This window comes from Paenibacillus sp. FSL R5-0636 (genome assembly GCF_037974255.1).
GTDB lineage: Bacteria > Bacillota > Bacilli > Paenibacillales > Paenibacillaceae > Paenibacillus_AQ > Paenibacillus_AQ odorifer.
Window position 1 is genome coordinate 6,999,355 of the sequence record NZ_CP150232.1, and the last position, 26,437, is coordinate 7,025,791.

The window sequence follows — 26,437 nt, forward strand, 5'->3', positions numbered from 1 at the left end:
AATCATATATTCTCTTGCTTTAATGCATCAATAATATTCTCCTTTTTTACTTTAGCTCCGGAATAAACAACCGCAGAGCTGACAATGACAAATATACACACAATGACAGACAGAATGCTCATCCAGGGCAGGGTGAACCCATAGCTGAATTTGTTCGCAAATGCTTTATAGATCAGAACCATCACGGCGAAACTGACAGGAAGCCCATACAAGAGCGACTTGACCCCATAAAAAACACTCTCATAGTTCAGCATTTTTGCAAACCCCTTTGGCGTCGCGCCTACGGATTTCAGCATCGCGAATTCCCGTTTGCGAAGAGCCAGCCCTGTTGAGATCGTATTAAAGATGTTCGCAACAGAAATCGCAGAGATTAATACGATAAAACCGTAAGAAAAGACCTTCATCAGCAGAATCTGTTGTTCTTCTCTTATTCTGAATTGATATACATTGTAGACATTCAGATTGGTCTCATTCATCGCTTCAATTTCCTGCTGCGTTTTCACCGGTTCCGTGCTTTTCAAATGGAGGTACATCGAAGCGTTAGCCAGCTCCTCGCCGTCTGCCAGCCGATTCATGACGCGTTCCGACACGATCATATTTAACCCGCCTACGCCTACCGGGCTCATCCCCATCGGTGCCTTATCCGTCAATGCGGCAAATATCACTTTATTTGCCTTCGTTTCTTCCCCGCTCGCTTTAATAAAACTCGTTAGCTCGATATGTTGTCCGATATTCGCATATATGGACTTCGTCTGAATATATTTCCCCGTATCTATATCTTTGTAATGAATCGTATCCATCACGATTGCGGCGGGATGATCCAGATCCGTAAGCTGTTCGTAATCTGCGCCAACCGCTCTGGCATAGGCTTGCAGGCTCGAATCATTCATTGCATATAGCTTAATTTCGTAAGGGTATTTCCCGTCTTGCAGCATACTCTTATCCTGCTTAACCTTCTCTTGCAACTCGTCGGCGATGCTTGCTGCATCGACCCAAGCGTTCCCGACTAACTCATGACTCACGTTGTATTCCGTGACGCCAACAAGAGATACAAGCGATTGCATCAACCGGTCATCTAGTCTTTCGCCATTACTGGACGACACTTCAATATCGTAATTGATGCCTTCCAGCGACAATGCCAGAGATTGTGTCAGGCCAGTCGTGAAAAACGATATCGTCAAAAACAAAACGATGCTGATGACAAGCGAAAAAAGAATAACATGATGTCTTCGTTTGTTCCTTTTTAAGTTTTTCAGCCCGATTTCTGCTTCGATTCCAAAGAGCTTACGAATGATCTTCGACATCTTCACTGCTTTGGCCGTAAGCTTTACGTCAGTGGTTTGGCGAATCGCGTCCACGGGAGATACCCTGGATGCTTTAACCGCCGGGAGATACGCCGAAACGAAAATCGTCAGCATCGAAACAAGACAAGTAATCAAGAGCAATAACGGCGTGACGATAAGCCTCAGCTTTTCACTAGTCCATAATGCCCCTTCAATCATTGTGTTCATGAACGAAAAGGCGATTCCGATTCCGGCAAGACCGCATAAGATGCCAATGGGAATGCTGATCAAACCAATGACGATACCTTCAAAAAATACGGAATTTCGCTTCTGCCTTTTCGTCGCCCCCACGCTCGCGAGCATCCCTAAATGGCGGGAACGTTCCGAGACGGATATCGCAAAAGCGTTATAGATGAGTCCAACCGAGCCAATTATAATAGTCCCTATAATGATTGCCGATAATGAGAACATCATGCTGGATGAGGCCCCGCTGCTGGACAAGCCATAATAACGAAGCAAATCGTCATTATATTGGACAGTGTCAATTTGGTTTTTCTCAGCCAGCTTCTCCGCATGTGCGAACAAGAACGGATTGACCTGCTGCAAGACCACCGACGCATCGACCCGATCGTCCCCCCCGATGATATGATCATCGACATAGCTAATGATCGTATAAGCCGGGGCCCAAGCCGTTTCCGACACCGGATGTTTAATGAAGCCTACCACCGTATAATCCCTAATTATGCTATGCTGTAATGTCTCGGTTAATGTGCCGTCTTTCCTGCGCAGCGGTTCCGTCTGATCCAGGGGATGATCGCCCCCTTGTTCGAATCGGTCGCCGACGCGAAGCGTTAGACGGTCGCCGATTTCGTACTTCACTTTGCCATTTGTTGCAACAGACTCGGAGATCACAACCTCCTTGTCCGTGTGCGGAAGGCGTCCCTTGCTTATTTCAATCTGAAATTGTGTGAACCCTTGCACATCATATTCCTTAATGAACAAGTACGGCTTATTGGAATTTTGTCCCCCTTCTAATGGGGCATACCCAAGGTCTCTTGTGATTGCAACCGTTTTGGTTGCATCATCGCCCTGTATCGCCGCAAGCTGTTTCTTGGTTATATCTTGATACTGAATATGCCACTCCCCTGTATCTGTGATAGTTTGTCTGATCATTAAATCCGCAAAGGAAAAAATAAGCGTAATGACAGCGGTCATCATGGATACCGAAATAATTACGCCAAAAATAGTCACAAGTGTTCGTCTCTTGTTCTGCTTCAGATGCCGGATGGTTAATGTATTGACAATATTCATCGCCTTATCACCTCGTTTTTGGCAATCCTCCCATCTTCAATCGAAATGATTCTGTCGGCTTGCAGGGCGATCCGTTCGTCATGCGTGATTACGATCAGTGTCTGATGATAGGTCTTATTCAGCATTTTCAATAAAACGACGATCTCAATGCTATTCCTGCTGTCCAGATTCCCGGTGGGTTCGTCGGCCAGCATGATCGCAGGATTGCCGATGATCGCCCTGCCAATCGAGACACGCTGCTGCTGTCCACCGGATAGCTGATTCGGCAGATGGTTTAATCGATGCTGCAAATTCAACGTATTCACAAGATCAGCCAATTGCTTTTGATCTACCTTTTGTTGATCCAGCAAGAGCGGCAGCGTAATATTCTCTTCCACCGTCAGGACGGGAATCAGATTGAAAAACTGGTAGATCAGCCCGATTTGCCTGCGTCTGAAGATGGCCAGCTGCGTTTCGTCCAAGGTATACGTATCCGTATCCTGAACATACACTTTCCCGCCAGTCGGTCGATCCACACCGCCCAGCATATGAAGGAGTGTCGATTTCCCCGATCCGGAAGGTCCGATAATTGCGACGAATTCACCTTTTTGGACCGAAAAGGAAACATCATCAAGCGCCTTCACCGCCGATTCGCCTGTGCCGTATATTTCGGACAAATTTTCAATTGTTAAAATCTCCATTGTCATCCCTCCTTCCCTAGATGCTCAATTCCAGGTATATACCATCTCTCTATATCCAACATCCCAAAGGGTTTCATTCCCCTCAATGGTTATCTTAAGCTCATTAGCCCCGGTGAGATAAAGGATCCTCATATCCGGCTCATGGAGCTGATCTTCTGCAGATACAGACAGGAGCTCATGCCCGTCAACGGTAACCTTAATGCTGCCCTGAAAATCCTTATGATCAGGAATTCCATAATTCAAGCTAAGATACAGATCTCCCTTATTACCTAGCGAATACGTATATGTTTCCTTCTTTTTACCTTCGATGCCATACACATTATATTGGGGTGTCACGTCTTGACCGCCAATCTTAAGACTGTTCTGTTTGGTTCCCGTTAATCGATTTCCGGTACTATCTTCCCATTCGTTTATCGCTACAAAAGGGGCCAACTCTTTGGTGAACACTTGATCAGCTACTCCTAAGACCCCCCACACGCCGAGCATTAAGACAGCACTGGCAATTCCCGTAGCAGTGATATTTCTCCAGTAGTTTTTTGTACGGAAGCCAATCTTGTACGCCCCGAATCCAATAGCAGCGCCCAATGAGTTCTTTATGACGTCGTTCGTGTCAAAGCTGCCGAGGAATGTTAGTGCCTGGATGGTCTCCACCACAAGAATGGACAGGATAAACCCTGTCATGAAGCGAACAAAGCTGGTGCGGTATAACAACGGAAACAGTATGCCAAAAGGTATGAAGGCTGCAATGTTTCCAATACCCACCAAGTCCATCAGTGTCGGATGTAGAAGATCGGAAAGACCCGGCACCCTAAAAAAATCGTCCGGCAAAAAAATAAAGGTGTACTGACTGGTTAGATCTACCTTATCCGCTCTGCCGAAAGCAAAAAACATAAAATAAAGAATAATCAGGGTGTAGCCTATGGTGATAAAAAAAGTAATCTTGCGCTGCTGCTTCATTTGCATGGTTGTACCTCCATCGTTCATCTGATGAATATCATTTTATCTGTCCAAAATGACTTTACAGTGACATTGGAGGTGACAGTTTAGTCACTTATGGAGTGCTGTTAAATCACATGCTTATAAAATTTGATCCGAAACTCTGTACCAGTCCCGCTGTCGCTCGTTACATCAATCACGCCGTTCTGGCTTGCAATGATGCTGTGAGCCATCGCAAGCCCTATACCGATGCTTCCTTCATTAGCATTCTTCCCTTTATAAAAACGTTTGAATATATAAGGCAAATCCTCTTTCGGAATGCCCTCTCCGTTGTCAGCAATAACGATTTCCGTAAATAGCACGTTGTCGGAAAATGTGATGGTAATCGCACCGCCCTCAGGTGTATGCTCCACTCCATTCTTCAAAATATTGATAACCGCTTCAGCAGTCCAATGGAAATCGCCGTCAAAAGAGACGTTGTCATCCCCTGTGATGGAAACGGTCTGTCCCTTAATATCCATCGGAATCATAACCGGATCCAGTGCATTTTGGATTAGGGTTTTCATGTGTATTCGATCTTTTTTGAACGGGATAGTTCCCGCATCCATTTTCGCTAGCTTTAATAAAGATGAAACAAGCCAATCGATCCGTTCAAGTTGAATGCGAATATGATGGGTGAACTTCGTTCTTTTGAGTGGAGGCAGATCAGGGGCGCTTAACAGATCTGCCATGACTGTCATAGAGGTGATCGGTGTTTTGAGTTGATGTGAAATATCGGAGATGGCATCGGTCAGTTGAAGCTTATCCTGCTGCAATAGAGAACGATGCTCGGAGAGCATGCGTGTCACCTTGTAAATATCATTCTTTAAGATGCTAAGCTCACCTTCTTGATTATCGCGAGGGTCAAGGGAGGCCTGGCCGCTGCTAATCTCCCGTAAATAGATGGACAGCTTCTCTAGCTCGTAATATCTCCGTTTTGTGAATAATAAAGCTGTGCCGGTAAGCAGCACGGATACAATAATAACCAGGGCTGCGGCGACAGACGAAATGAAAGCAGCAATGACGATCGCCGATAAGCTGATCGAGCCCATGACGAGCAATAATATTAGATTTTCCCGATTGCGTAGCATCTAATCACCAACCTTATAGCCTAAACCGCGTACCGTTTTGATCAGAGCCGGCTGCTCCGGATTATCCTCCAGCTTTTCCCTTAGCCTTTTGATATAGACCGTTAACGTGTTGTCATTCACGAAGTCGCCGGCCACGTCCCAGATTTGCTCCAAGAGCTGATTCCTGGTGAGGACCTGTCCAACGTGGTTGCCAAAGATCAGCAATAAGCGGTATTCCAAGGCGGTTAGCGAAATTTCGGCACCGTTTTTATATACTTATGGATGCGCACATTGTCAATGTCGATGACTGCTCCGGCGTGGGACAGCTTCTGGTATCTCCGCAAGACGGATTTGATCCTGGAGAGAAGCTCGCGAACCCGAAAAGGTTTGGTAATGTAATCATCGGCTCCCATATCGAGCCCCATCACGACATTGACCTCATCATCAATCACCGTTAAGAAAATGACCGGAATATCCCGCCGTTCCTTCACCATCTTGCATAATTCATAGCCAGTTCCGTCTGGAAGCTGTAAATCGAACAGGCACAAAGTGAACTGATCGATGTCTTCGGCGAGCACCTTTCGGGCTGAAGCGGCATTATGGCAGAGAACAGTCCAATAACCCTCTTGCTGCAGCGAATATTCCAGTCCCTACGCGATCGTCTTATCATCTTCAACTAATAATACTTTCATCTGAAGGTCATCCGTATGATTGATTTTAGAACATTTAATGAATTCAACGACTACACAATCTCTTTATTAAAATGTCCTCTTGTGTCTGTTTCCTGATTAAAGACAGCATTATTCATAGAGCCATTTAATTTGCCTGACGCCATATGAATGACTTTCACAACCTGCTCTTTTGATTCAACTGTGAAGTTTAATCTGAGCGCCTCAATTCCTTGGATATCTTGTAGCTCATCTAAAAGATTAAGCGTCTTCCCGTTAAGGAGAGTCGTTGTACAATCATCATGGGAAATGATAGGGAACGTTCCGTGCTCATCTTTTAACTCATAGCTCTTCGTTTTGCAAATTCTGCATTGATTCATTTTTTTCATCGGACAATATTTCGTAAACATCAAAGGAGCCCTGCCATATACAATCATTTCCAGTGCAGGATAGCCGTCATTTTCTTTAACATAGGCATTCATTAAATCTTCAATTTGGCCCTTATTCAATTCATAAGATAAAGTGACTCGCTTTGCACCTAATTTATATAATTCATAGCAACTAGTGGCATTAATAACATTTAGAGAATAGTCCGTAACAAACGGGTTTGTTTCTCTATAGTGATTAATCCCCCCATATCCTCCAATTAGTAGCTGTCCTTCTTGTTCCTTATAATCATTCTGATTTCTTCTAACCACATTTTCGTAATAGATTTCCTTAATTCCACAGCTCACGCAAGCATCGTACTGTTCCTTAGTCGTTACAGAGGCCGTAAGGTATGGTTTTCCAGGGGCAAAGCTTATTTTTTCTTTTGCTTCCAAAGCCTTGGTTCTTTTCTGCTGGCTGTTAAGCTTTAAGTCATACAAGCCCAGTACAATATCTCTTCTTGCTGCATTTAACAGTTTAGCTGGAATAAATGCATTGCATTCCTCATACTCGACATGATTAAGTTCGAATATCGTATCATTTAATCTTGAGAATTGCTTGATTACCTGGTCTTTTGTTGTTGGATTATTAATGGCTTCGCCCAGTATTTCCTCGCTTTCATAGGAATAATTAAAGCCTAAGCCTTCCGCATCTATGAAAAGCTTTGAATCTGGACATGCATATACTCTAATATCGAGGTCAAACCGCTTAAATTCTTTTTCCAGTGATGCTTCTAATTCTTTGTTATAGAAATAATCCTTCGTTTTATATACTAAATCTCCCTTAGACATCTTTTCTTTGATTTTGATATAGCAGACATCCTCTGCTTTGTTGATTAATTCGCCATCTTTATCGTACAGTTTGGCAACCGTTAAATTAACATCTTCATTGTTGTGACTGATTCGAATGGTATCGTTCTGATTTAAAGGACGTGTAAGTGTTATTTCATACATGTCTTTAACAATCCCGCTGATTGTTCCAATTTCATAACCAAAGTTATTAGGTTTTAAGATGTTTGTAATATTTCTCCTGTCTTCGTGAAACAAATACCCTTTAGTAAATGTTCTATTGAATGTTTTTTTCAGATTTTCTTTGTCTTCTTCGGTTATTTTATGATCTAAGGCCTTGCGGTATTTGGATACAACATTAGCAACATACGTAGGCGCCTTCATTCGGCCTTCTATTTTTAAAGAATCGATTTCTTTTAAATCATGGATATAATCGATGGTGTTTAAGTCCTTAGTAGATAGAATATAGCTTTTCCCTAAAGATGTATCTGTTGTCTTATCGATTAGTTCATACTCCTTACGGCATGAACCCACACATCTTCCGCGATTTGCGCATCGATTGCCGAGCAATCCTGACATTAGACAATTTCCCGAATAAGATACACATAAAGCACCGTGAACGAAAATTTCTAAAGGGATTTCAGCTATTCTTTTGATCTCTTTTACTTTTTCAATCTTGACCTCACGGGACAGAACAACTCTTTTAGCACCAAGTTCTTTAAATAATAAAGTTCCATCTAGATCGTCTATTCCCATTTGAGTTGAACAATGTGCTTCCATATCAACAAAGTTTTTAACGATATAATCAAAAGCAATCAGGTCCTGGACGATAATGCCATCAACACCGATTTTATTTAATTCGTGTATCTGCTCTTTCATCTCTTCAACTTCGTTTTCAAAAACGATGGTATTCATGGCAACATAGATTTTAACGTTCCTCAGGTGCGCATACGTAACAGCCTCTTTTAACGTTTCTAAATCAAAATTAGACGAGTATGCACGTGCACCAAATTTTTGCATTCCTAAGTATATTGCATCACAACCATTAGATATTGCAGCTTTTAAAGCTTCCATATTTCCTGCTGGAGCTAATAATTCAGACATTTTTTCCTCCTATGACCCATAAATTGTACGCTAGTTAAAGCGACATTTCTTTATTAAAGATATTTTTTGTTACGCCTCAAACTTCAGACTATTTCCATTAATCATAAAATAAGAAATATACTTAAGCTGCAGCAAAACGCACAAGTCAATGGCTTGTGCGCTTGTTTTAAATGACCTCATTTGCTCTAAGGGACGTATCTTATAATAATTCTTTAAGTACATTTTTCGCCACGCGTATCTCCTGAATATCGCTCTCAGCTGAGGTAACCATAAACTCTTCACTCCTCATGTATAGAGAATTATTTGGCTCCTGAAGCCAAAATTGAGCAGGAATTATGGGTGCCTATCATTGCCAAGTAGCTAACATTTTATTTTACATAAGTATGAGCGAGCATCTGGCGCATTGATTAGCAGCCTTAAAAGAGCCTCCACTAAAATCGAAGTGGAGGCTCTTTTTACATTTTTGTTATTTCAATTGTATTGGCTTTAACCGTTATGCTGTGCAGTTCAAGTCATTTAAACTAATATTGAGTTCTGTTCTCCGCTTTACCACTATTTGTGATACGGTTCACCGCGATTGATCTTCACCGCGCGATACACCTGCTCCACCAGCACCAGGCGCATGAGCTGATGAGGCAGCGTCATGCGCCCGAAGCTCATGCGTTGCTGCGCGCGGCGCATGACCTCGTCGGAGAGCCCGTGGCTCCCTCCGATGACGAACACGACATGGCTCGTCCCGTAGGTGCCGAGCCGGTCAATTTCTGCGGCAAGCTCTTCCGAGCTCCACAGCTTGCCGTCGATCGCGAGCGCAATGACATGCGCCTCGCTCTTAATCTGCGCGAGGATGCGTTCGCCCTCGCGTCCCTTTACCTGCACGACCTCTGCTTCGCTTAGAGAATCGGGTGCTTTTTCATCTGCCACCTCAATGACCTGAAACTTCAGGTATGGTGTCAGCCGTTTTGCATACTCCGCGATGCCATCGATCAAGTACTTTTCCTTCAATTTTCCTACGCCAATAATTTGAATAAGCATAAGTGCCTCCTGTCATAATCCTCTATAGAAATAGCAAAAGGACGCGCACTGGGCGTCCCTTGTAGTTTTAGTAAGTACCTTCTGTTCTATCACATATTTGGTGGAAAAGAAACGACAATTAAAACGGCCTACTCTTGCGCAGTCCCTAAATGTCCTATTTTTCATGCAATCTATGGATCTCCTGATCCCACGTATTCCTAGATTTCCTGAATCTAGAATTTCATGTATTCCTCGTCCTCAGCAGGTTCAATCCATCCCTACTTACTTTCTTCCTGCTCCTCCATCAAAAAATCCGGTTTCCCCCCAGCTTCATAAGCGCTCAATATAGAGTCCAGCAAGCCTGGGAAACGTGCATTAAGATCCTCAGTCCGCAGGGACAACATGCGCTGTGTTCCTTGAACTCGTGTAAAAACAACTCCTGACTCGCGCAAAGTACGGGCATGGTGAGACATAGTGGATTTTGCGATCGGGACGTTGAAGCCGTTGCAAGCCTGTTCTCCATTTAAGTGAATATCCGATACGATATGTAAGCGAATCGGATCGCTGAGTGCATACAATACGGAGGCAAGCTGAATGTCCTTGCGGTCCGGATGAAATAGTATTTTCACGGATGATTATCCCCTTTTGTCGTACGATGAATGCGAAAAAAATATTGGTGTTCCTAATTGCATTTTATATCAACGCATGCTATATTTCAATTGTTCGTAAGTAATCGAACTATTAAACAATAATAAAAGGAGTGCTTCGCACATGACTTCTGTAAATAACCTCTCCGCGAATGCGGATCATGAAGCCTCCGTTCCGGAAGCGCCTCTTCCACGAGAAGGCCTGCTGACCCTGCTGTTCAGTGTCGCTGTGGTTCTCGTCATCATGAATACGGCTATGTTCAATCTGGCGCTGCCTGATGTGACCGAAGCCTTCGGGATTACGGCTGCGTCCGCTTCTTGGATTGTCACCGGGTATTCTATTATGTTCTCGATTGCCTCAATCACGTACAGCCGGCTTTCTGATTTTCTGCCGATTCGCCGTCTGTTGGTTATAGGCTTGTTGACGCTGGGCCTCGCGGCTGTTGCCGGCTTTTTCAGCACCAACTTTATCTTCCTGCTTATCGTACGCATTCTCCAGGCCTCAGGCGCGGGCGCAGTAATGTCCTTGTCGCTTGTCCTGTTTACCCGCTATATCCCGCAAGCCCGCCGCGGCAAAGCAATGGCGACAATTATGTCAGCCGTCTCGCTGGGTCTAGGGCTTGGGCCGGTCGCGGGCGGAGCCATCGTCGAATATCTCGGCTGGATTTGGCTATTCTCTGTAACGGCAGCTATTCTGCTTCTAGTGCCGCTGTTCCTTATCCTGCTGCCCAAAGAAGTACCCACCCGTGGCTCCTTTGATGTGCTTGGTGGGCTGTTCTTGGGCGTCGGCACGACCGGGCTGCTGCTGTTCCTGACCAGCGGGCTGTGGATTGCCTTGATCGCCGGAATTGTCGCCATTGCTTTATTTGTTGGCCGTATCCGCAGCACACCTGATCCATTCGTGATGCCGGAGCTTTTCCGTAACCGCTCATATCTCGTGTTGGCTCTGATCGGAGTTGCCTCCTACCTATGCAGCTTTGCCACGTTATTCCTGCTGCCGCAGATTCTGACTCACCGTTTCGGCTTCAGCGCAAGCCATGCCGGGCTTGTGATCTTTCCGGGTTCGCTGCTCGCCATCTTTGTCTCCCGCTCCGTCGGGCGAATCATTGACCGTTATGGCAATGCGGGGATTTTGCGTTTTGCACCATTGCTCGTATTGACCGCTACCATCCTATTCGCTTTCTTTGCTGGGCGGTCATGGATTGCCGTCATGTTCATCTATATGATTATGAGTCTGGCCTTCACGACACTGTCCAGTAGTGTATCCAATGAAATTTCTCGGATTCTGCCTTCTTCACAAATTGGCTCCGGGATGGGCCTGTTCCAGCTGCTGCAATTCTTCAGCGGCGCCTTCAGCGTGGCTATGGCCGCAAGCGCACTAGAATGGCAGCGCGGACTGCCGCTTTCTGCAGCCTACTCCAATATCTACTGGGGACTCTCTATTGCAGCATTGATCGCCATCATCTCAGCTATTCTCTACCGCCGAGGCAACCGAAGTAGCTCGCTGACCGACATAGTAGATGCAGCAGATGCATAAGACCTAATCGGCTAACACATATATTATTTCATGCAAAAAAACACCCTGCGGCCCATTTCCGGGACTGCAAGGTGTTTTTAATAAATTTTAACAGTCCTTTAGACCACTAAATATTCCGCATTCTTCTCACATTCCGCACATTTGGCCGGCGGGTCCCAGTCCGAGAACTCGGTCTCCTTCAAGTCCACAATATCAGGTGCATCCTCATACTCGTCCACAAATTTGTCGATGGCTAACTCTACATGTTCTTTACATACTACATACATTCAACCAAGCATCCCTTTCTGTGCCGCTGCGGCCTATACTCCTTCTATTGTTCTACCATACTTCCCACGAAAATGGAACTCCTATCTATCCATTCCAGCAATCTGTTCATCCATTGTCTATATTCTTGCCCTACCGAAAAAAAAGATTCCTCTCACCCCAAACGGGCAAAAGGAATCTCTTCACTAATATCTCTCTAATTTCTATAAATGTTATCTACAAACTCTCCATCTTACACTAGAAACTCCACTGGACGATCCAGCTCATACAATCTGCGGTAACGTGGTTCTTTTTCCATCAGCTCCGCATGGGTTCCACGCATTTCTACCGAGCCATTTTCCATAAAAATCACTTCATCCATCTGCTCCGCACCAACCAAATGATGCGTTACCCAGATCAGAGATTTACCGTCCATAGCTTCAAACATCGTCTGCAAAAGATTACGTTCCGTGCTTGGGTCCAGCCCTACGGTCGGTTCGTCAAGAATGACGACAGGTGTATTTTGCAGCAAAATACGAGCTAACGCTATCCGCTGACGCTCTCCACCGGAGAAACGTTGCCCCGCTTCACGGACAAAGGTATTGTATCCCTCTGGTAACGAGGAGATCAGCGTATCCATTTTGGCTAATGCGCCAGCTTCTTTAATCGCTTGTTCGGAAGCCTTCGGATCACCCATGCGAATATTGTTCGCTACCGTAGTATCAAATAAGTGTGGGCTTTGATTTAGCACCGCAATAATAGAAGGAATATTATCGCCATAGGCAGCCGCCGCGATTCCATTAATCATAGCCGAACCTGCAGAAGGTTGGATAACCCCTTGAATAGCCTTTAACAACGTCGATTTCCCTGCCCCACTACGGCCGATGATGGCAATTTTTTTGCCTTGTGGGATGTCGAGGCTGAGATCACGAACCGACCAGTTATCCTCTGATCCATAGCGGTAACCCACATTTTCGAGCTGGATATGAGCACTTTTTATGGCCTGAGGTAGAACATCGACTACAGATGCCTGTTCGGAAACTATATTCTGCTCTTCTCCAACCACTCCAGACAACCGCTCCAGCGAGTTACGGTACTGCGGGATTTTCTCCACAGCTTCGGATACTGGCAAAAAAGCATCTGCCACAGGAAAAACAACCAATACAAACGCCGCAATCAACGTACCTGCAATAGCACCATCCGCATACTCCCCGGCGGCCCAATATAACATCGAAAGCACGCCAACTCCAACAACTGCTTGCCCGATGAACGCACGTAGACGCGCCCAGCTGCGCAGCGCTGCATCAGTTTTGGCCACTTTTTTCTCATCTGCTTCATAGGTCTCCACGAACTGGCTTTGCCGTCCACTAATGACCCAATCGCCCATACCGAGAACGGCGTCAGTCAGCTTTTGATAGAGGCGATTACGCTCTACCTTCACTTCACGTTGACGTTTCTGGGTGAACAACAAAGATATAAGCGGCAATACCACGACCAACACCAAAATATACAAAGCCATTAATAACGCAAAACCGATATCAAAGGTGCCCAACGCAATCACCGCAACCCCGTAGATCAATAAAGCAATAACACTTGGAAATACAGTTCTCAGATATACATTTTGCAAATATTCGATGTCATCAGCTAACATCCCGAGAATATCCCCAGTACGGAAACGCGACGACAGGAACAAGGCCTGTGGCTCCAAAATATTGTACAGGCGCACACGCATTTTAGAAAGAATCCGTAAAATCGTGTCATGCCCAATCAGCCGTTCCACGTAGTGAATGACTGCTCGGCTTGTTCCGAACGTACGTACACCAACAATCGGCACGTAGATCATCAGGATATTTTCGACCGGTGTAGACGCTTTTGAGATCAGAAATCCTGAAGTATACATCAATGAAGAGGCTGTAAATATCGTCAACGCCCCAAGCACAATAATTAGCACAAAACGCCAAAAATACGACGATACATAGGGAGCAAACCATCCTTCACGTTTCAATGGATTCCCTCCAATTGCGACCCAATCAACTCATAATACGCACCCTTGCGGGCAAGTAACTCCTGATGGGTACCGATTTCTGCCACTTGGCCTTGCTTCATTACTACAATAATGTCCATATCTAGCATCCAGTGTAGGCGATGGGTAGCCAGAAAGACCAGCTTTCCTTCAAAAAGAGGCACCATCGTCTCCTTCAGCTCATATTCCGTTTCAATATCCAGATGCGCCGTTGGCTCATCTAGAAGCATAATTGGACGGCTGCTAAGCAGTGCCCGGGCTAATGCCACCCGTTGCTCCTGGCCACCGCTGAACGAACGGCCGCCGCCACCAATCATCTCATCTAAACCATGCGGAAGAGTATCCACCAGCCCCGATAAACCAGTAGCTTTCACTGCCGCGGCAACAGCTTCCATAGAAGCCTCAGGGTAATAAAAACGTATATTATCCGCTAACGTGCCGCTAAAAATATACGGACGCTGCGGGATATATGAGGTCTGTTTTCGCCAAGCCTCATCCGTTAATGCACTAACCGTTGTACTGTTAACCGTGATACTTCCTGAGGTAGGGTGTAAGAAGCCCCCTAATATATCCACTAAAGTAGATTTACCGGCCCCGCTCTCTCCGATAATCCCAATTTTGCTAGCTCCTTTAAATTGCAGGTTCAGCGCTTCCAGCGAAGAAAGCTCTGCTTCCTCATACTTCACGCTAACGTCATTTAATGTGAGCACGCTATTCTCATGCCAAGTGAATATTTGTTCCGATGTTTTTGCTGCAGAACCGACAGATAGATTACCGTTAGGGCCGATTACTTCAGCCTTCACCTCATCTTGATCTATAATGCTCTTCATTGCTTCAGCGGCTTCTTTCCCATCCAAAGTAGCATGGAAATCTGAACCCACCAATCTGACAGGCAGGAAATATTCCGGAGCCAAGATTAGAATCGTTAAGCCCGTAACCAATGTCATCTGTTCATTTACAAGCCGTAAACCGAGGCTTACCGCTACAGATGCTACAGACAGCATAGTGAAGAAATCCAGGGCGAACGATGACAAAAAGGCCACTCGCAGCGTACGCATGGTCGCCGAGCGATAACGATCGCTGACCGTAGCAATGCTGTCGCTATGACTACGACTTCGTCCTAGAAATTTTAATGTTTCTAGCCCACGTAGTGAGTCTACAAAATGATTAGATAATGTGCGATATGATTTCAACTGCCGATCCATTTGCTTACGGGCCGTCATCCCAATCAAAATCATAAAAACAATAATAATCGGCATAGTTACCGTAAGAATAATCCCGCTCGTAGTGTCCATCGTAAAGACGTAAATAAGCACCAAGACCGGTGTAACAGACATCCCTACCATTCTAGGAATGATTGCTTCTAGATACGTGCGGAATTTAGTTACGCCTTCCAGCACTAGTGTAACAAGATCCCCGGTTCCACGCCCGCCCACCATTCTAGGGCCAAGCTGGAAGAGCTTGTCCATCATTTCCCTCCGCATAGTGCTGCCCGTTGCTTCCGCGAAGCGGTAAGAGACACGGCTCATCAGCATAGCACAAGCATGGCGCACAAGAAATGCAAGAAGGAACAATAGCGCAGTGCCCCATTGTTCCTTCAGAGGTTCTCCCGCAAATAGCGCAGAGATGACTTCTGCCAGCGATTTAGCCAGCAGAAGTATGGACAAGCTTTGCACCAGGGTAAGGAAGCCTACAATCAGAAAGACTGGCTTAACTCCTTTATACCCAAGCAAGTTTTTATCCATTAGTATTCAAGATGCTCCTTCTCGTGAACCCGTTTATGAAAGACAAAGTAACTCCAAATTTGATATCCCAATACGAACGGAAGGATGGTCAGTGCCACAATCGTCATTACCTTCAAAGAGTAATGGCCCGAAGCCGCATTAGTGATCGTCAAATTAAAAGCTTGATCAATTGAACTAATCATAACACGCGGGAACAATCCTACAAAGATAGAAGTTACCGAAAGCGCCATTACCGCTCCTGTCATTCCAAAAGCGTAGCCGTCCTTCTTCTTCGTCATGAAGTAACCGGACAGTACAAAGGCGATAACTCCCAGGGCTACAATAATCATAAGAACCGTTCCACGTTGCTCGAAAATATCCGTCATATTATAAGTCATAATCACAAAAGCAGTAAATAAAGCTGCGAGTGGTATCAGCAATTTTTGTGCCAACTTGCGAGCGCGAGCCTGTAGATCACCCACTGTACGCAGCGTTGTGAACATGAGACCATGCACCAGGCACAGAAGGACAACAGTAAGCCCTGCTACTACAGTGTACACATTCACGATATCTGTGAACCCTGCATACATTTGCATATCCCCATCAATAGGCAACCCTTTGATAAAGCTTGCAAACACTACAGCCAAGAGGAATGGTGGAAGGAAGCTGCCGATAAAGATACAAGCATCCCAAGTTCTTTTCCAAGCCAATGAATCACGTTTACCTCTGAATTCAAAAGCGACACCACGCGCTATCAGAGCTAATAAGGCAAATACAAAAGGAATATAGAATCCACTAAACAGCGTTGCATACCACTCCGGGAAAGCCGCAAACATTGCACCCGCAGCGGTGATAAGCCATACCTCATTCCCATCCCAGAAAGGTCCGATCGAGTTAATCAGAACACGGCGCTCTGTATCATTTTTAGCGAGAATTTGTGTTTCCATCCCTACGCCGAAATCGAAACCCTCCAGGAAGAAGAACCCTATAAACAGAACTGCAATCAGCACAAACCACAATTCATTAAGAGATATCATGGGAACCCTCCTCGTTATATGGATCATTCGAATCGCCGTGATCGTTATCCATCGCATAAGGACCTTTTTTAATCACTTTAATAAACAATCCGACCAACACTAATCCTAGAATTAAATAAATCGTTGTAAAAGAAATCACGGAGAACAGAACTTGACCACTTGTAATATTAGGCGACACACTGTCTTCCGTTGTCATCAGTCCGAATACCGTCCATGGCTGACGCCCGAATTCGGTCATAACCCAACCGGCTGTATTCGCAATCGGAGGAAGCAACAAGCCCCATAACATAAACCGCATAAACCAAGTGTTCGGACGGTCCATTTTTTTGCGCCACATTAAGTACATAGCGTACATTCCCAATACAATCATTAACGTTCCTGCTAGAACCATGATCCGGAAACTCCAGAATGTCGTACGTACAGGTGGAATATAGTCACCGGGGCCATAGGTTTGCTCATACTCCGCTTGCAGCTCAAGCATACCTTTAACTTCACCGGAAAATTTACTGTATGAAAGGAAACTCAGCATATAAGGAATTTGAAATTCTCCAGTACTGATTTGATTCTCTGGATCAATGTTTGCCCATACGGTCCAAGGTGCCGGGTCACCACTCTTACCCCACAGTCCTTCGGAAGCTGCCATTTTCATTGGTTGAGTTTCAACCAAATATTGCGCTTGGGCGTGACCAGCAACAGCTACACCAATAGAAGAAATAATCCCTACGATGGCTGCAATCTGAAAAGACTTCTTAAAGAAAGAAACCTCTTGTTTCTTCAATATTTTATAAGCACTAATACCAGTTACAAGAAAAGCACCTGTTGCATAAGCAGCCAGTACGGTGTGTGGGAATTCAACCAGCAATTGTCCGTTCGTAATAAGCGCGAAGAAATCATTCATTTCTGCACGTCCATTATTTATCTCAAAACCCACAGGATGCTGCATAAAAGAGTTAGCCGCTAGAATCCAGAATGCAGATAACATCGTACCGAATGCTACCAGCCAGATGGACAGTAAATGTACTCGCTTGGACACCTTATCCCAGCCGAATATCCATATCCCAATAAAAGTAGACTCCAGGAAAAAGGCTGCCAATGCCTCAACTGCAAGTGGAGCCCCGAATACATCACCAACAAAACGTGAATAATCGGACCAGTTCATCCCGAACTGAAATTCCTGCAATATCCCTGTAACTACCCCTACTGCAAAATTGATGAGGAATAGCTTTCCCCAGAACTGCGCCATTTTTTTGTACTCTTCATTACCTTTTCTAACGTACATTGTCTCCATGATTGCAATCAAGAGCGCTAGTCCGATTGATACCGGTACAAAGAAATAGTGGAATATTGTCGTCGACGCAAATTGTATACGCGACAGCATTACTGTATCCATATTTGTCCCTTCCTTCTCCCCTTTTCGTTAATTATATTCTGTCAAAAATTTAAGCTTCTTTTTGTGATAAATGTCACATAAAGATAGTCATTTAACGGTGAAATTCAAATGATTTGTGACAAAGATCACAATTTAGCATAAAAAAAGCAAAAAAAATAAGACGGTTTACCCGTCTTGAGTGGTTCGTCGTTCTATTAAATGCTTGACTCATTTAGGTATTGGTTAGATGGAAATACCCTTCTTCAGCGATTTGAGATCGCCATTCGAATTAAGCAATTGGGGTAGCATCTTCGTGCTGCGAACCATTGGAGAGTCACATAGACGGCAAGAAGGCGCATGTTCAAATGCGAAATTATCCCTCATCCATCCGTTGCATCCCTCATTGGTACATGCCCAAATTGCGGTATTTTCTTCCGGTATTTCTTCCAAAGGTTTCTTCCGGTAGTTCATTGCCGTTCCTCCCATCCTGTAAGTCAATAGTGAGTAACTAGATATAAAAAGACCGTCCCAACTTTCACAAGCTGGGACGGTTTCTTCTATTATTACAGTTTTACAACGTTTTCGGCTTGTGGTCCACGGTTGCCTTGAACAACGTTGAATTCAACGCGTTGGCCTTCGTCCAAAGTTTTGAAGCCGTCGCCAGTGATTGCGCTGAAGTGAACGAATACGTCGCTTCCGCCTTCAACTTCGATAAATCCGAATCCTTTTTCTGCGTTGAACCATTTAACTGTACCTGTTTGCATGTGTGTTACCTCCACAAATTTAAATTAATATGTTCTTTTTATCTTCAAACAAAGAAAAAATTCACACATTGAAAAAGGTTGTATTACCAAATATGACAGCCCTTTTCAATGCGAGAATTAGGGACTAAATGTATGATTGATATCATATTACCACACCTGATTAGCAAAGGCAAGCAAGCATCCGAATATATCCGGTTTTGCCCTAATAAGTATTACCTTCCAATGTAAGGGCTGCCACTTAGTGTTTATTCCCTAAATAGATCCTTTTTCTGGCATAATTATCATGGTTTTAGAAAAATAGCTTTCCCAAAAACGTTACTTTTATCCGCTTTTTCAAGAAGGTACCCCCTCGGAATCGAAGGGGTAGTCCGCTCTACTTGTCGTAACTGCTATATCATTATATACCGACTTCCAGCATATTATTCCTGTGGTTTTTCAAGAAGTTTAACTGTTGCCTGTTTGGCCTCGCCGTTTCGATAGTAAGTAATTTTCAGATCATCACCGATCTTCGTATGATTATATAAGTACTTGCGAAGAGAAAGGGTAGATATGATGGATTGATCATTAAATTTGGTAATGACATCATTGAATTGCAGTCCAGCTTCCTTCGCAGGGCCAACGGCTTCTAGAACAACTACTCCATCCTTAACACTGTTCGGCAGGTTCAATTCATTGCGTTGATCTTCTGCTAGTGGAACGTACGGATTGTTCAAATCAACTGAATATACACCCAAGTACGAACGGGCAATATGCCCTTTTTCAGCCAGCTCATTAGCGATATCTATCACATGATTCGCAGGAATTGCAAAACCCAGACCCTCTACACCCGTATCTGAAATCTTCATCGTGTTAATTCCAATGACCTTGCCATCGAGATCCACTAACGCGCCGCCACTATTTCCTTCATTAATCGCCGCATCAGTCTGTATCACTTCTTGTTCCCAGTCATATACTCCATCCTGATTAAGGGATACGGGAACCATCCGTTCAGTATAGCTAACAATCCCCGAGGTCAATGTATCACCAAGTCCTAGCGGATTACCGATAGCAATGACCGTTTCACCTAGACGAAGCTTAGAGGAATCACCGAGCTGCGCGATGGTATCGATTCCTTTGGCATCAATAGAGAGTACCGCAATGTCGCTTACTTTATCCGTTCCAACGAGTGTTGCCTTACGGGTCTCTCCGTTCACTGTAACTACCTCGAGATTACCGGAGTCTTCGATGACATGATTATTGGTAATGATAAATGCTTTATTTCCTGTCTTTTTATAGATCACTCCTGACCCTAGTGCGGACTCATCCAGAATGTTTAATTCTTCATTATCTTCTTTATGATTGATAATACTTACTACTGCAGGGCGAACCGTGGCAGCAGCTTGAATAATCCGGTCAAATGGATCACTACTGCTTGGGGCAACATTTCCAGTTGTTACAACCGGCTTTTGAGCAGTCTCATGACTCATCTGGCCTGTAAACATACTGAATAACAGAACTGCCACCACAGCGCTGACTAAGGAGCAAACGGCGGATATTTGCCAGGTAGATAGCCCTTTACGCGATCTGCGTACAGAATGTCTACGGTTAGCAAACGATCCCTTTGATGCTTCATCCCCTCTGGACCGCGAAACTTTAGTTGAATAGAAATCATCATCAAACAATCCCACCGAAAATCTCCCCCTTCTATTGCCAAGCGTTCACTGTTGTTAAGACCTGAACCTATAGCAACCACGTCCGAACCAAACCTCTGTAACCATTAGACTCCAAATATCACTAAAAAGTTTCACTTTATCCATTAACCCCACAAGAGTTTCGATCAATCGTTAGATTATGATAATCTTTTAATATATCTTCTCTATTAGGAATATTTTGCAACTTAAAAGACTACAATAAAATAGAAGTGTCCCTAAAATTTTAGCTTTGCTCATCACGCTTTTAATTGTATCACAGGCAACCTGCAATTCGGGATTTTCCTCAGCTAAAACACCTGCGAATTTTTTACAGTTTTCAGTTCTAATTACACTATAAATTCACACTATTAAAGGAGGATTAATTATGAGTTCTTTTTCAACAAGTATGGATTTAGTCGAGTTTATCGGTAAGCTTGGTGACTTAAAGGATGAACACTACCACATGACCCTTGCCTTTAGCGCAATGATCGAATTGATGATTGAAAAAGGCCTGATCTCCCGCCAAGAATTAGATCGCAAGACCGCTGAACTTGATCAGCTTATGACTGGCTCAGCTTATCCCATGGCGTAGGTTGATCATAATACGTATCACACAGTCTGAACTCACTATCTTTGAAAAAACAGCCCCGATCCTCCATTGCGCCGCGTACCGACATTTTTGCCAAATCCATCATATTGTGATCCCGGCTTAAATGCGCCAAATAGGTCCGTTTGGTCCGCCCTGTAAGAATTTCGCTAAGCGCAGCTCCAGCTGCCTCATTGGAAAGGTGACCCATGTCGCCTAGGATGCGCCGTTTCGTATTCCACGGATAACGTCCCATTCTCAGCAATTCGATATCATGATTCGCCTCCAGCACCAATACATCTGCATCTGAAATTGCATCTCTTACCTTATCACTAACATAGCCCAGGTCTGTAGCTACACATAACTTCTCTTTTCCATCATAAAAATTGTAACCCACTGGCTCCGCTGCATCATGAGAAATCGCAAAGGATTCTACTCGCATACTGCCGAAATCCTTGTGCTGGCCAGACTCCATGATCATACGGTTATACTCCGGTATTTTACCAATTCCCTTCTCGATAGCTCCCCAGGTATTGGTGTTCGCATAAATCGGAAGATCGTATTTACGGGCCATGGCCCCGAGTCCCTTGATATGATCGGAATGTTCGTGTGTAACTAGAATCCCGTCTATATCATTACCCGTTAGTTCACGCATGGCCAACAGCTCATCGATCCGCTTGGCACTAAAACCTGCGTCAATCATAAGTGTTGTCTCCCCGTTTCGTACCACCGTTACATTGCCGGTAGAACCACTGGACAGTACTGTAAATGAAATCCCCATTTTCCTTACTCCTTCTACTCTGTTGTCTTAGGACTGATGATGTCCGCACTAATAGCATCCACATAATAGGCATTGCCGTTCTCCAGCATAAACCGCCACATCGGCGAAGCTACCTGACTTTCCGAGTTGAACAGCTCACCGTAATACCCCAGCTCAATCTCCTTCACTACGGAATCTGCCGGGAAATACTTCTCTATCAAGCTACTAAGTGCTTGCGATGCTGGAAGCACCTTCTGTTCTTTATCGCTGCTGCTTGTCCCTATTTCAATCTTCGGCCAGCGGTAAGCTACGATTTTTTGATCACTGTTAATCAACTCTAGCCTAACACGGAACAACGACCACTGATTTTGAACCAGCGGATGAAGAACAAACTTCCCAACCTCACTTTCCTGTGAATCAAAGCGATAATTGGAAATATCAGGAATCTTATCCTCAAGCGCCTTGCTAAGCTCTGAGAAGGAAGAATAGATCAGCTTGCTGTCTATAGGTACATCTAATTTAATTGGTGGTTCAGTCTGCTCTTCAGCAGAATAACGATAAGTAATGTTAGGAAGCTGCGGGGTAGAAGCCGGAATGGGACACAATACACGAATCCCTTTCTGCTCCATTACGGCTTGGGTCTCAGCAGACAGGGAAGTAAAATCAAGATTAGCACTAACCTGATCGCGCAAATCGACCCACAGCTGGTAACATAGCAGCAGATTCAGACCTAAAAAGGCGCAAATCAGTACATTTTTAGCTCTTCCCCAATCCATACCCGAACCTCCTAATTGTTATATGAACCACTTGTCCATTAATTTAAAGTAAGAACACTGCCATCACTAAGTGTAACTTTCCAGACAGGTATCAGCTCCAGATGATCTTCCTTCACCTCAGGCACATAAGCAGGCGTTAAATCCTTCACTGCCGAAGTTTTACTGACCAGAGACAACCTATACTCCAGATCCGCACCTCCAGATAGCTCCACTACCTTTTTTACGGCCTTACTTTCATCTATATAAATTAGAGAACGTTCATAAGAGGATACTGTTCCCTGCTGCAGTTCCAGATTTATTACACCATACTGTAATGATGAATTGCTCATTATTGGATAGGAGCCGTACGGATAGGAGCCATAATATTGTTGAAAAGAGACCTTTCTCTCCTGTCTGCCTTCCTCTGTAGCCTCCAAACGGTAAGTCCCATTCCATCCGCCATGCTGGTTCACAAATTCTACAGCTTCCAAAGCATCCTTGGCAGGGGTACTTTCTCCAGCTGGAAGCGCCGCAGGGTCACTATAGCTCATCCAGTTCTTACCCTGGTCCACCTGAAGGCTCCGTTTGCTATCCGTATAAATCTCCGAGCCGTTCTTCTCCCGAATATATCTAGTGCTTCCAACATCGAAGAAAAGATTACTCTGCATTTGCTCTATGGTGTACATCCCGGAAGGCATGTCTACCTGAACCAGAGAAATCTTACTGTCTGGCACATAATAATCCCCGCTTACGGTCTTGTAAGGCGTCCAATTCTTACCGAAATCAACATGCTGCTGCACATCCTGAACCGTTAAATCCGCTTTTGCCGCTTCGTATATGATGTCGCCTCTCGTACTGAAGAAAATAGCATGGGCCTTGGAATCATTCTTAATGTTATAGATCCAAATGCGATCAATGCTTTCTCCTTCAAAAAGGGAATCTGGCGATAACTGCATCACCCGCTGCAATAACGTTACCGGAATGCCCGCTCCGAATGAAAGCTCAATCCCAGGATTCTCATTGCGGATCTTATCCCAATCATAATCCTGTACCGAGTGCCGTTGGAAGCTTTCGAAGCCACGACCTTTTAAGCGATTCATGATCAAGCTATAGAACGTAGAGTCCGGATAAAAAAGCGTATGTTTGCCTTCTCCCATATGGATGATCATTTTGTCAGGGTATAACAGGTTCTCTACCTTCTCTTCCGGACCCATATTATCTGTCTTCACATACAGGTTCTCAGAAAGCACTGCTGAATCAGCACCAGGCAAACGGTAGATCAAATAATAGCTTTCAACCAGGCTTCCGAGCACGAGCAAGGCTAGAATGCATGATTTGATTCGTTCCTTCATGCCTCACTCCCCCTTTGCTCGTTCAAAGGCAAGGTAAAGGTTACCTTTGAACCTTCATTTAGCTCGGATTGCAGGGAAATGGAGCCTCCATGTGCCTTCACAATTTCCCGGGCAATGGAAAGGCCAAGGCCGGTGCCTCCCATGTTCCGCGAACGTGCCTTATCCACGCGATAAAATCGTTCGAAGATCCGCTCGATATCCTTTTTCGGAATCCCTATCCCCGAATCACGCACAGAAATGGAGAGCATTCCATCCTCATTCTTCAACGCTTCCAGTTCAATCGTACCGCCTTCTGGCGTATATTTTAGCGCATTGGAGACCAAATTCCCCAAGACCTGATCGATTTGATCGCGATCAAGCCACGCCGTGGTAACATCTTTGCGGACCCTTGTACTTATATCGATACGCTTCTGCCGAATTTGAAAAGAAAAACGATCCGCAACATCCTCCAGCATCTCGGTAATATCCGTCTGCTGAATTCGAAGAAGAGCTTCCTTGGAATCCAGACGGGAAAGATGCAGCAAATCCGTAACCAGACGGATCATCCGTTCGGTTTCGTTGCGAATAACCCCAACAAATCGAACCGCCAGCTGCGGATCTTCAAGTGCTCCATCATCCAGTGCTTCAACATAGCTTTTAATAGTGGTAAGTGGTGTTCTTAGCTCATGCGAAACGTTCGCCACGAACTCACGGCGTGATTCCTCCAGATTCTCCTGTTCGGTGACATCCTGCAGCACAGCAATTGTGCCGGCAATGCCACCCTCACGACGATGAATGGGAGTAAACGTCACTCTTACGATATTAGAATCTTCTCCACCCATATGGGTCAGATGAAGCATTGCAGATTGGGCATTACCTTTAGCCAGAGATCCGCTTTGTTCGTAATCTAAGCCCAACAGTTTATCTAGAGGAGCGCCTTCCGGCAACGGGCCTTCATTTCCGAGCATCAGTGCTGCCCGCCGATTCATCAGAATCACTACTCCGTTCTCATCTGTAGCCACAACACCATCACTCATGTTCGTCAGAATAGAGGTAAGCTTCTCCTTCTCCTCTTCATTCTGCGAGAGTGCCTCACGCAATCTACCGGTCATATAATTGAACGCCTGACTGAGTTGTCCAATTTCATCATTTCCTAATACAGGCATTTTACGATTGAATCGGCCTTCAGCGACAGCCGTAGCATGCCTCGTCATTTCCTTAATAGGCTGCGTGATGGTGTGCGCCAGAATGACGCATAAAACAACCGTTAACGCTAGAGCTAACAGCAAACCTGAGATAAATACACTATTGATCCGGCCCATCGTGGCGTACAGATCCTTCATGTCAGCAGCAATATAGATTGCGCCCACTACCTTGTCACCCGAGAGCACAGGCTTGGCCACAACCTTTTTACGCACATTATCATCGGCAATAATATATTCCTCGTTATCACTGATGCCCTGCAAGGCCCGATTCACAACTGTCTGGGTGTTACGCTGCCCGACATAGTCATTCTGCGAGGGAACGGAAGTGGTGATGATTTTGCCGCTGGCATCCAGTACCTGAATCTCAGCCCCGTTAATGTACAGATTATTGACCATCCCGCGCAGACTTTCCACAGCGGTTTCCTCATCTGCGGTTCCAGCCTCACTACCAAATTTATCAGCAGTCAGGATAGACAACATCTCAGCACGTGCTTTAAGGTCCTTGGTGAAATTATCTGTTAACGAGTTCTTCATCGAGCTGACAAAATAAACCCCGATCAACTGCATAGCTATCAGAATCAGCAACACGTAAATAATAATAAGTTTTGCCTGAATTGTCCGGATAAAGGACCGCCACTTCATCACAGTCCTCCATTTTTAGGGCTATGCATCAAATAGCCGAGTCCACGCCGAGTATAAATATATTCGGGCTTGCTGGGGTTCTCCTCAATTTTCTCTCTTAGACGACGGATCGTCACGTCAACGGTCCGCACATCACCGAAATACTCAAATCCCCACACTGCCTGCAGCAAATGCTCCCGAGTCATCACCTTACCGGCATGTTTGATCATATAGTAGAGCAGCTCATATTCACGATGGGTCAAGTCAAGCGGCTCCCCGCCCTTATAGACCAAATACATATCTGTATCTATAAACAAATCAAAATGATAAATGCCCTGCTTATTCTCTGCTGGTTCACTCGCCAACCCCTGTGGTGACGGTTTATGCTGTCTCCGCATCTGGGCTTTAACTCTGGCCAGCAATTCACGTGTACTAAAAGGTTTGGTCACATAGTCATCAGCACCAAGCTCCAGGCCAAGTACCTTATCAATCTCTCCGTCCTTGGCTGTAAGCATAATGATAGGAATGTCCAAGTGCGCAGAACGCACCTCGCGGCAGACGTCCATGCCATCTTTGCCGGGCAGCATAAGATCAAGCAGCATAAGATCGGGCCTTTTGGACAATGCCAGCTCCACTGCACTGTTGCCATCAAAAGCACAAATAACCTCGTAGCCTTCTTTTTCTAAATTAAATTTCAATATATCAGCAATAGGCTGTTCATCATCTACTACCAGAATCGTTCCCATCTGCATGTCCCAGCTTCACCTTCCTATCCTTACTTAATGATCATTCCTTTATTTTAACATACCTGTCTAACCGTCACATCCTACGAAATAAGCAATCCCCCTG

The 26,437-nt window shown here is 44.9% G+C and carries 22 protein-coding genes and 1 pseudogene; 2 read left to right on the plus strand and 21 right to left on the minus strand.

All coding sequences use genetic code 11. The annotated features are described in order from the left end of the window. Positions 1-2: 2 nt before the first annotated feature. From MKX34_RS31890 to MKX34_RS31925, 8 genes and pseudogenes are all read right to left on the minus strand, one after another. Positions 3-2,594 carry an FtsX-like permease family protein gene (locus MKX34_RS31890; RefSeq protein WP_076296973.1) on the minus strand — a complete coding sequence of 864 codons (2,592 nt, stop codon included), beginning with the start codon at positions 2,592-2,594 and terminating at the stop codon, positions 3-5. After that, positions 2,591-3,274, minus strand: a complete 684-nt coding sequence (locus MKX34_RS31895) for an ABC transporter ATP-binding protein (protein WP_038573931.1) — start codon at positions 3,272-3,274, stop codon at positions 2,591-2,593. The genes MKX34_RS31890 and MKX34_RS31895 overlap by 4 nt, the downstream gene beginning before the upstream one ends. A 24-nt stretch (positions 3,275-3,298) precedes the next feature. Then, complete coding sequence (locus tag MKX34_RS31900; protein ID WP_038573933.1) at positions 3,299-4,237, minus strand: VanZ family protein; 939 nt, start codon at positions 4,235-4,237, stop codon at positions 3,299-3,301. Positions 4,238-4,338: 101 nt separating this feature from the next. After that, positions 4,339-5,340: a HAMP domain-containing sensor histidine kinase gene (locus MKX34_RS31905; RefSeq protein ID WP_076105147.1), complete on the minus strand. Its 1,002-nt coding sequence runs from the start codon at positions 5,338-5,340 to the stop codon at positions 4,339-4,341. Then, positions 5,341-5,966, minus strand: a pseudogene (locus MKX34_RS31910) (response regulator transcription factor). A 95-nt stretch (positions 5,967-6,061) separates the two neighbouring features. Continuing rightward, positions 6,062-8,305 (minus strand): U32 family peptidase, encoded by a 2,244-nt coding sequence (locus tag MKX34_RS31915; protein ID WP_076296972.1) that lies wholly within the window; start codon positions 8,303-8,305, stop codon positions 6,062-6,064. A gap of 552 nt (positions 8,306-8,857) precedes the next feature. Next, positions 8,858-9,337: a 23S rRNA (pseudouridine(1915)-N(3))-methyltransferase RlmH gene (gene rlmH / locus MKX34_RS31920; protein WP_036677839.1), complete on the minus strand. Its 480-nt coding sequence runs from the start codon at positions 9,335-9,337 to the stop codon at positions 8,858-8,860. A 257-nt stretch (positions 9,338-9,594) separates the two neighbouring features. Further along, positions 9,595-9,945: a helix-turn-helix transcriptional regulator gene (locus tag MKX34_RS31925; RefSeq protein ID WP_076296971.1), complete on the minus strand. Its 351-nt coding sequence runs from the start codon at positions 9,943-9,945 to the stop codon at positions 9,595-9,597. A gap of 142 nt (positions 9,946-10,087) precedes the next feature. Here MKX34_RS31925 and MKX34_RS31930 point away from each other — a divergent pair, with 142 nt between their 5' ends. Further along, the gene (locus tag MKX34_RS31930; RefSeq protein ID WP_038573941.1) at positions 10,088-11,500 is read left to right on the plus strand and encodes an MFS transporter; all 1,413 of its coding nucleotides are present in this window, start codon (positions 10,088-10,090) and stop codon (positions 11,498-11,500) included. Between the two features lie 98 nt (positions 11,501-11,598). Here MKX34_RS31930 and MKX34_RS31935 read toward each other — a convergent pair whose 3' ends face one another. The 8 genes from MKX34_RS31935 to MKX34_RS31970 form a co-directional block, all read right to left on the minus strand. Beyond that, positions 11,599-11,766 (minus strand): CxxH/CxxC protein, encoded by a 168-nt coding sequence (locus MKX34_RS31935; RefSeq protein ID WP_063829780.1) that lies wholly within the window; start codon positions 11,764-11,766, stop codon positions 11,599-11,601. A 230-nt stretch (positions 11,767-11,996) separates the two neighbouring features. Beyond that, entirely contained in the window at positions 11,997-13,748 is a 1,752-nt protein-coding gene (cydC, locus tag MKX34_RS31940) for a thiol reductant ABC exporter subunit CydC (protein WP_038573943.1), read from the minus strand. Continuing rightward, positions 13,745-15,511, minus strand: coding sequence for a thiol reductant ABC exporter subunit CydD (gene cydD / locus MKX34_RS31945; protein WP_076296970.1), 1,767 nt, complete (start codon positions 15,509-15,511; stop codon positions 13,745-13,747). The genes cydC and cydD overlap by 4 nt, the downstream gene beginning before the upstream one ends. Then, positions 15,511-16,527, minus strand: a complete 1,017-nt coding sequence (gene cydB / locus MKX34_RS31950) for a cytochrome d ubiquinol oxidase subunit II (protein ID WP_038573947.1) — start codon at positions 16,525-16,527, stop codon at positions 15,511-15,513. The genes cydD and cydB overlap by 1 nt, the downstream gene beginning before the upstream one ends. Beyond that, positions 16,514-17,917, minus strand: a complete 1,404-nt coding sequence (locus MKX34_RS31955; RefSeq protein WP_036677831.1) for a cytochrome ubiquinol oxidase subunit I — start codon at positions 17,915-17,917, stop codon at positions 16,514-16,516. The genes cydB and MKX34_RS31955 overlap by 14 nt, the downstream gene beginning before the upstream one ends. Before the next feature lie 222 nt (positions 17,918-18,139). Further along, a complete protein-coding gene (locus tag MKX34_RS31960; RefSeq protein ID WP_036677829.1) occupies positions 18,140-18,367 on the minus strand; it encodes a cold-shock protein in 228 nt (75 codons plus the stop codon). 92 nt (positions 18,368-18,459) lie between these two features. After that, on the minus strand, positions 18,460-18,660 hold the full coding sequence (locus MKX34_RS31965; RefSeq protein ID WP_019914582.1) for a cold-shock protein: 201 nt from the start codon (positions 18,658-18,660) through the stop codon (positions 18,460-18,462). Positions 18,661-19,079: 419 nt separating this feature from the next. After that, positions 19,080-20,327 (minus strand): trypsin-like peptidase domain-containing protein, encoded by a 1,248-nt coding sequence (locus MKX34_RS31970; protein WP_036677827.1) that lies wholly within the window; start codon positions 20,325-20,327, stop codon positions 19,080-19,082. Positions 20,328-20,715: 388 nt separating this feature from the next. Here MKX34_RS31970 and MKX34_RS31975 point away from each other — a divergent pair, with 388 nt between their 5' ends. After that, positions 20,716-20,922 carry a hypothetical protein gene (locus tag MKX34_RS31975; protein WP_036677826.1) on the plus strand — a complete coding sequence of 69 codons (207 nt, stop codon included), beginning with the start codon at positions 20,716-20,718 and terminating at the stop codon, positions 20,920-20,922. Here the strand turns inward: MKX34_RS31975 and MKX34_RS31980 are convergent. Genes MKX34_RS31980 through yycF form a run of 5 tightly spaced genes read right to left on the minus strand, consistent with a single transcriptional unit; the run spans position 20,891 to position 26,340 of the window. Continuing rightward, positions 20,891-21,697 (minus strand): MBL fold metallo-hydrolase, encoded by an 807-nt coding sequence (locus MKX34_RS31980; protein WP_036677825.1) that lies wholly within the window; start codon positions 21,695-21,697, stop codon positions 20,891-20,893. The two genes, MKX34_RS31975 and MKX34_RS31980, sit on opposite strands and share 32 nt — an antisense overlap. 14 nt (positions 21,698-21,711) lie before the next feature. Beyond that, a complete protein-coding gene (yycI, locus tag MKX34_RS31985; protein ID WP_036677823.1) occupies positions 21,712-22,452 on the minus strand; it encodes a two-component system regulatory protein YycI in 741 nt (246 codons plus the stop codon). 38 nt (positions 22,453-22,490) lie between these two features. Beyond that, entirely contained in the window at positions 22,491-23,783 is a 1,293-nt protein-coding gene (yycH, locus tag MKX34_RS31990; RefSeq protein ID WP_036677820.1) for a two-component system activity regulator YycH, read from the minus strand. Then, complete coding sequence (walK, locus tag MKX34_RS31995) at positions 23,780-25,609, minus strand: cell wall metabolism sensor histidine kinase WalK (RefSeq protein WP_036677817.1); 1,830 nt, start codon at positions 25,607-25,609, stop codon at positions 23,780-23,782. Before walK ends, yycH begins: the two co-directional genes overlap by 4 nt. After that, positions 25,609-26,340 (minus strand): response regulator YycF, encoded by a 732-nt coding sequence (yycF, locus tag MKX34_RS32000; RefSeq protein ID WP_076296969.1) that lies wholly within the window; start codon positions 26,338-26,340, stop codon positions 25,609-25,611. Before yycF ends, walK begins: the two co-directional genes overlap by 1 nt. Positions 26,341-26,437 lie beyond the last annotated feature (97 nt).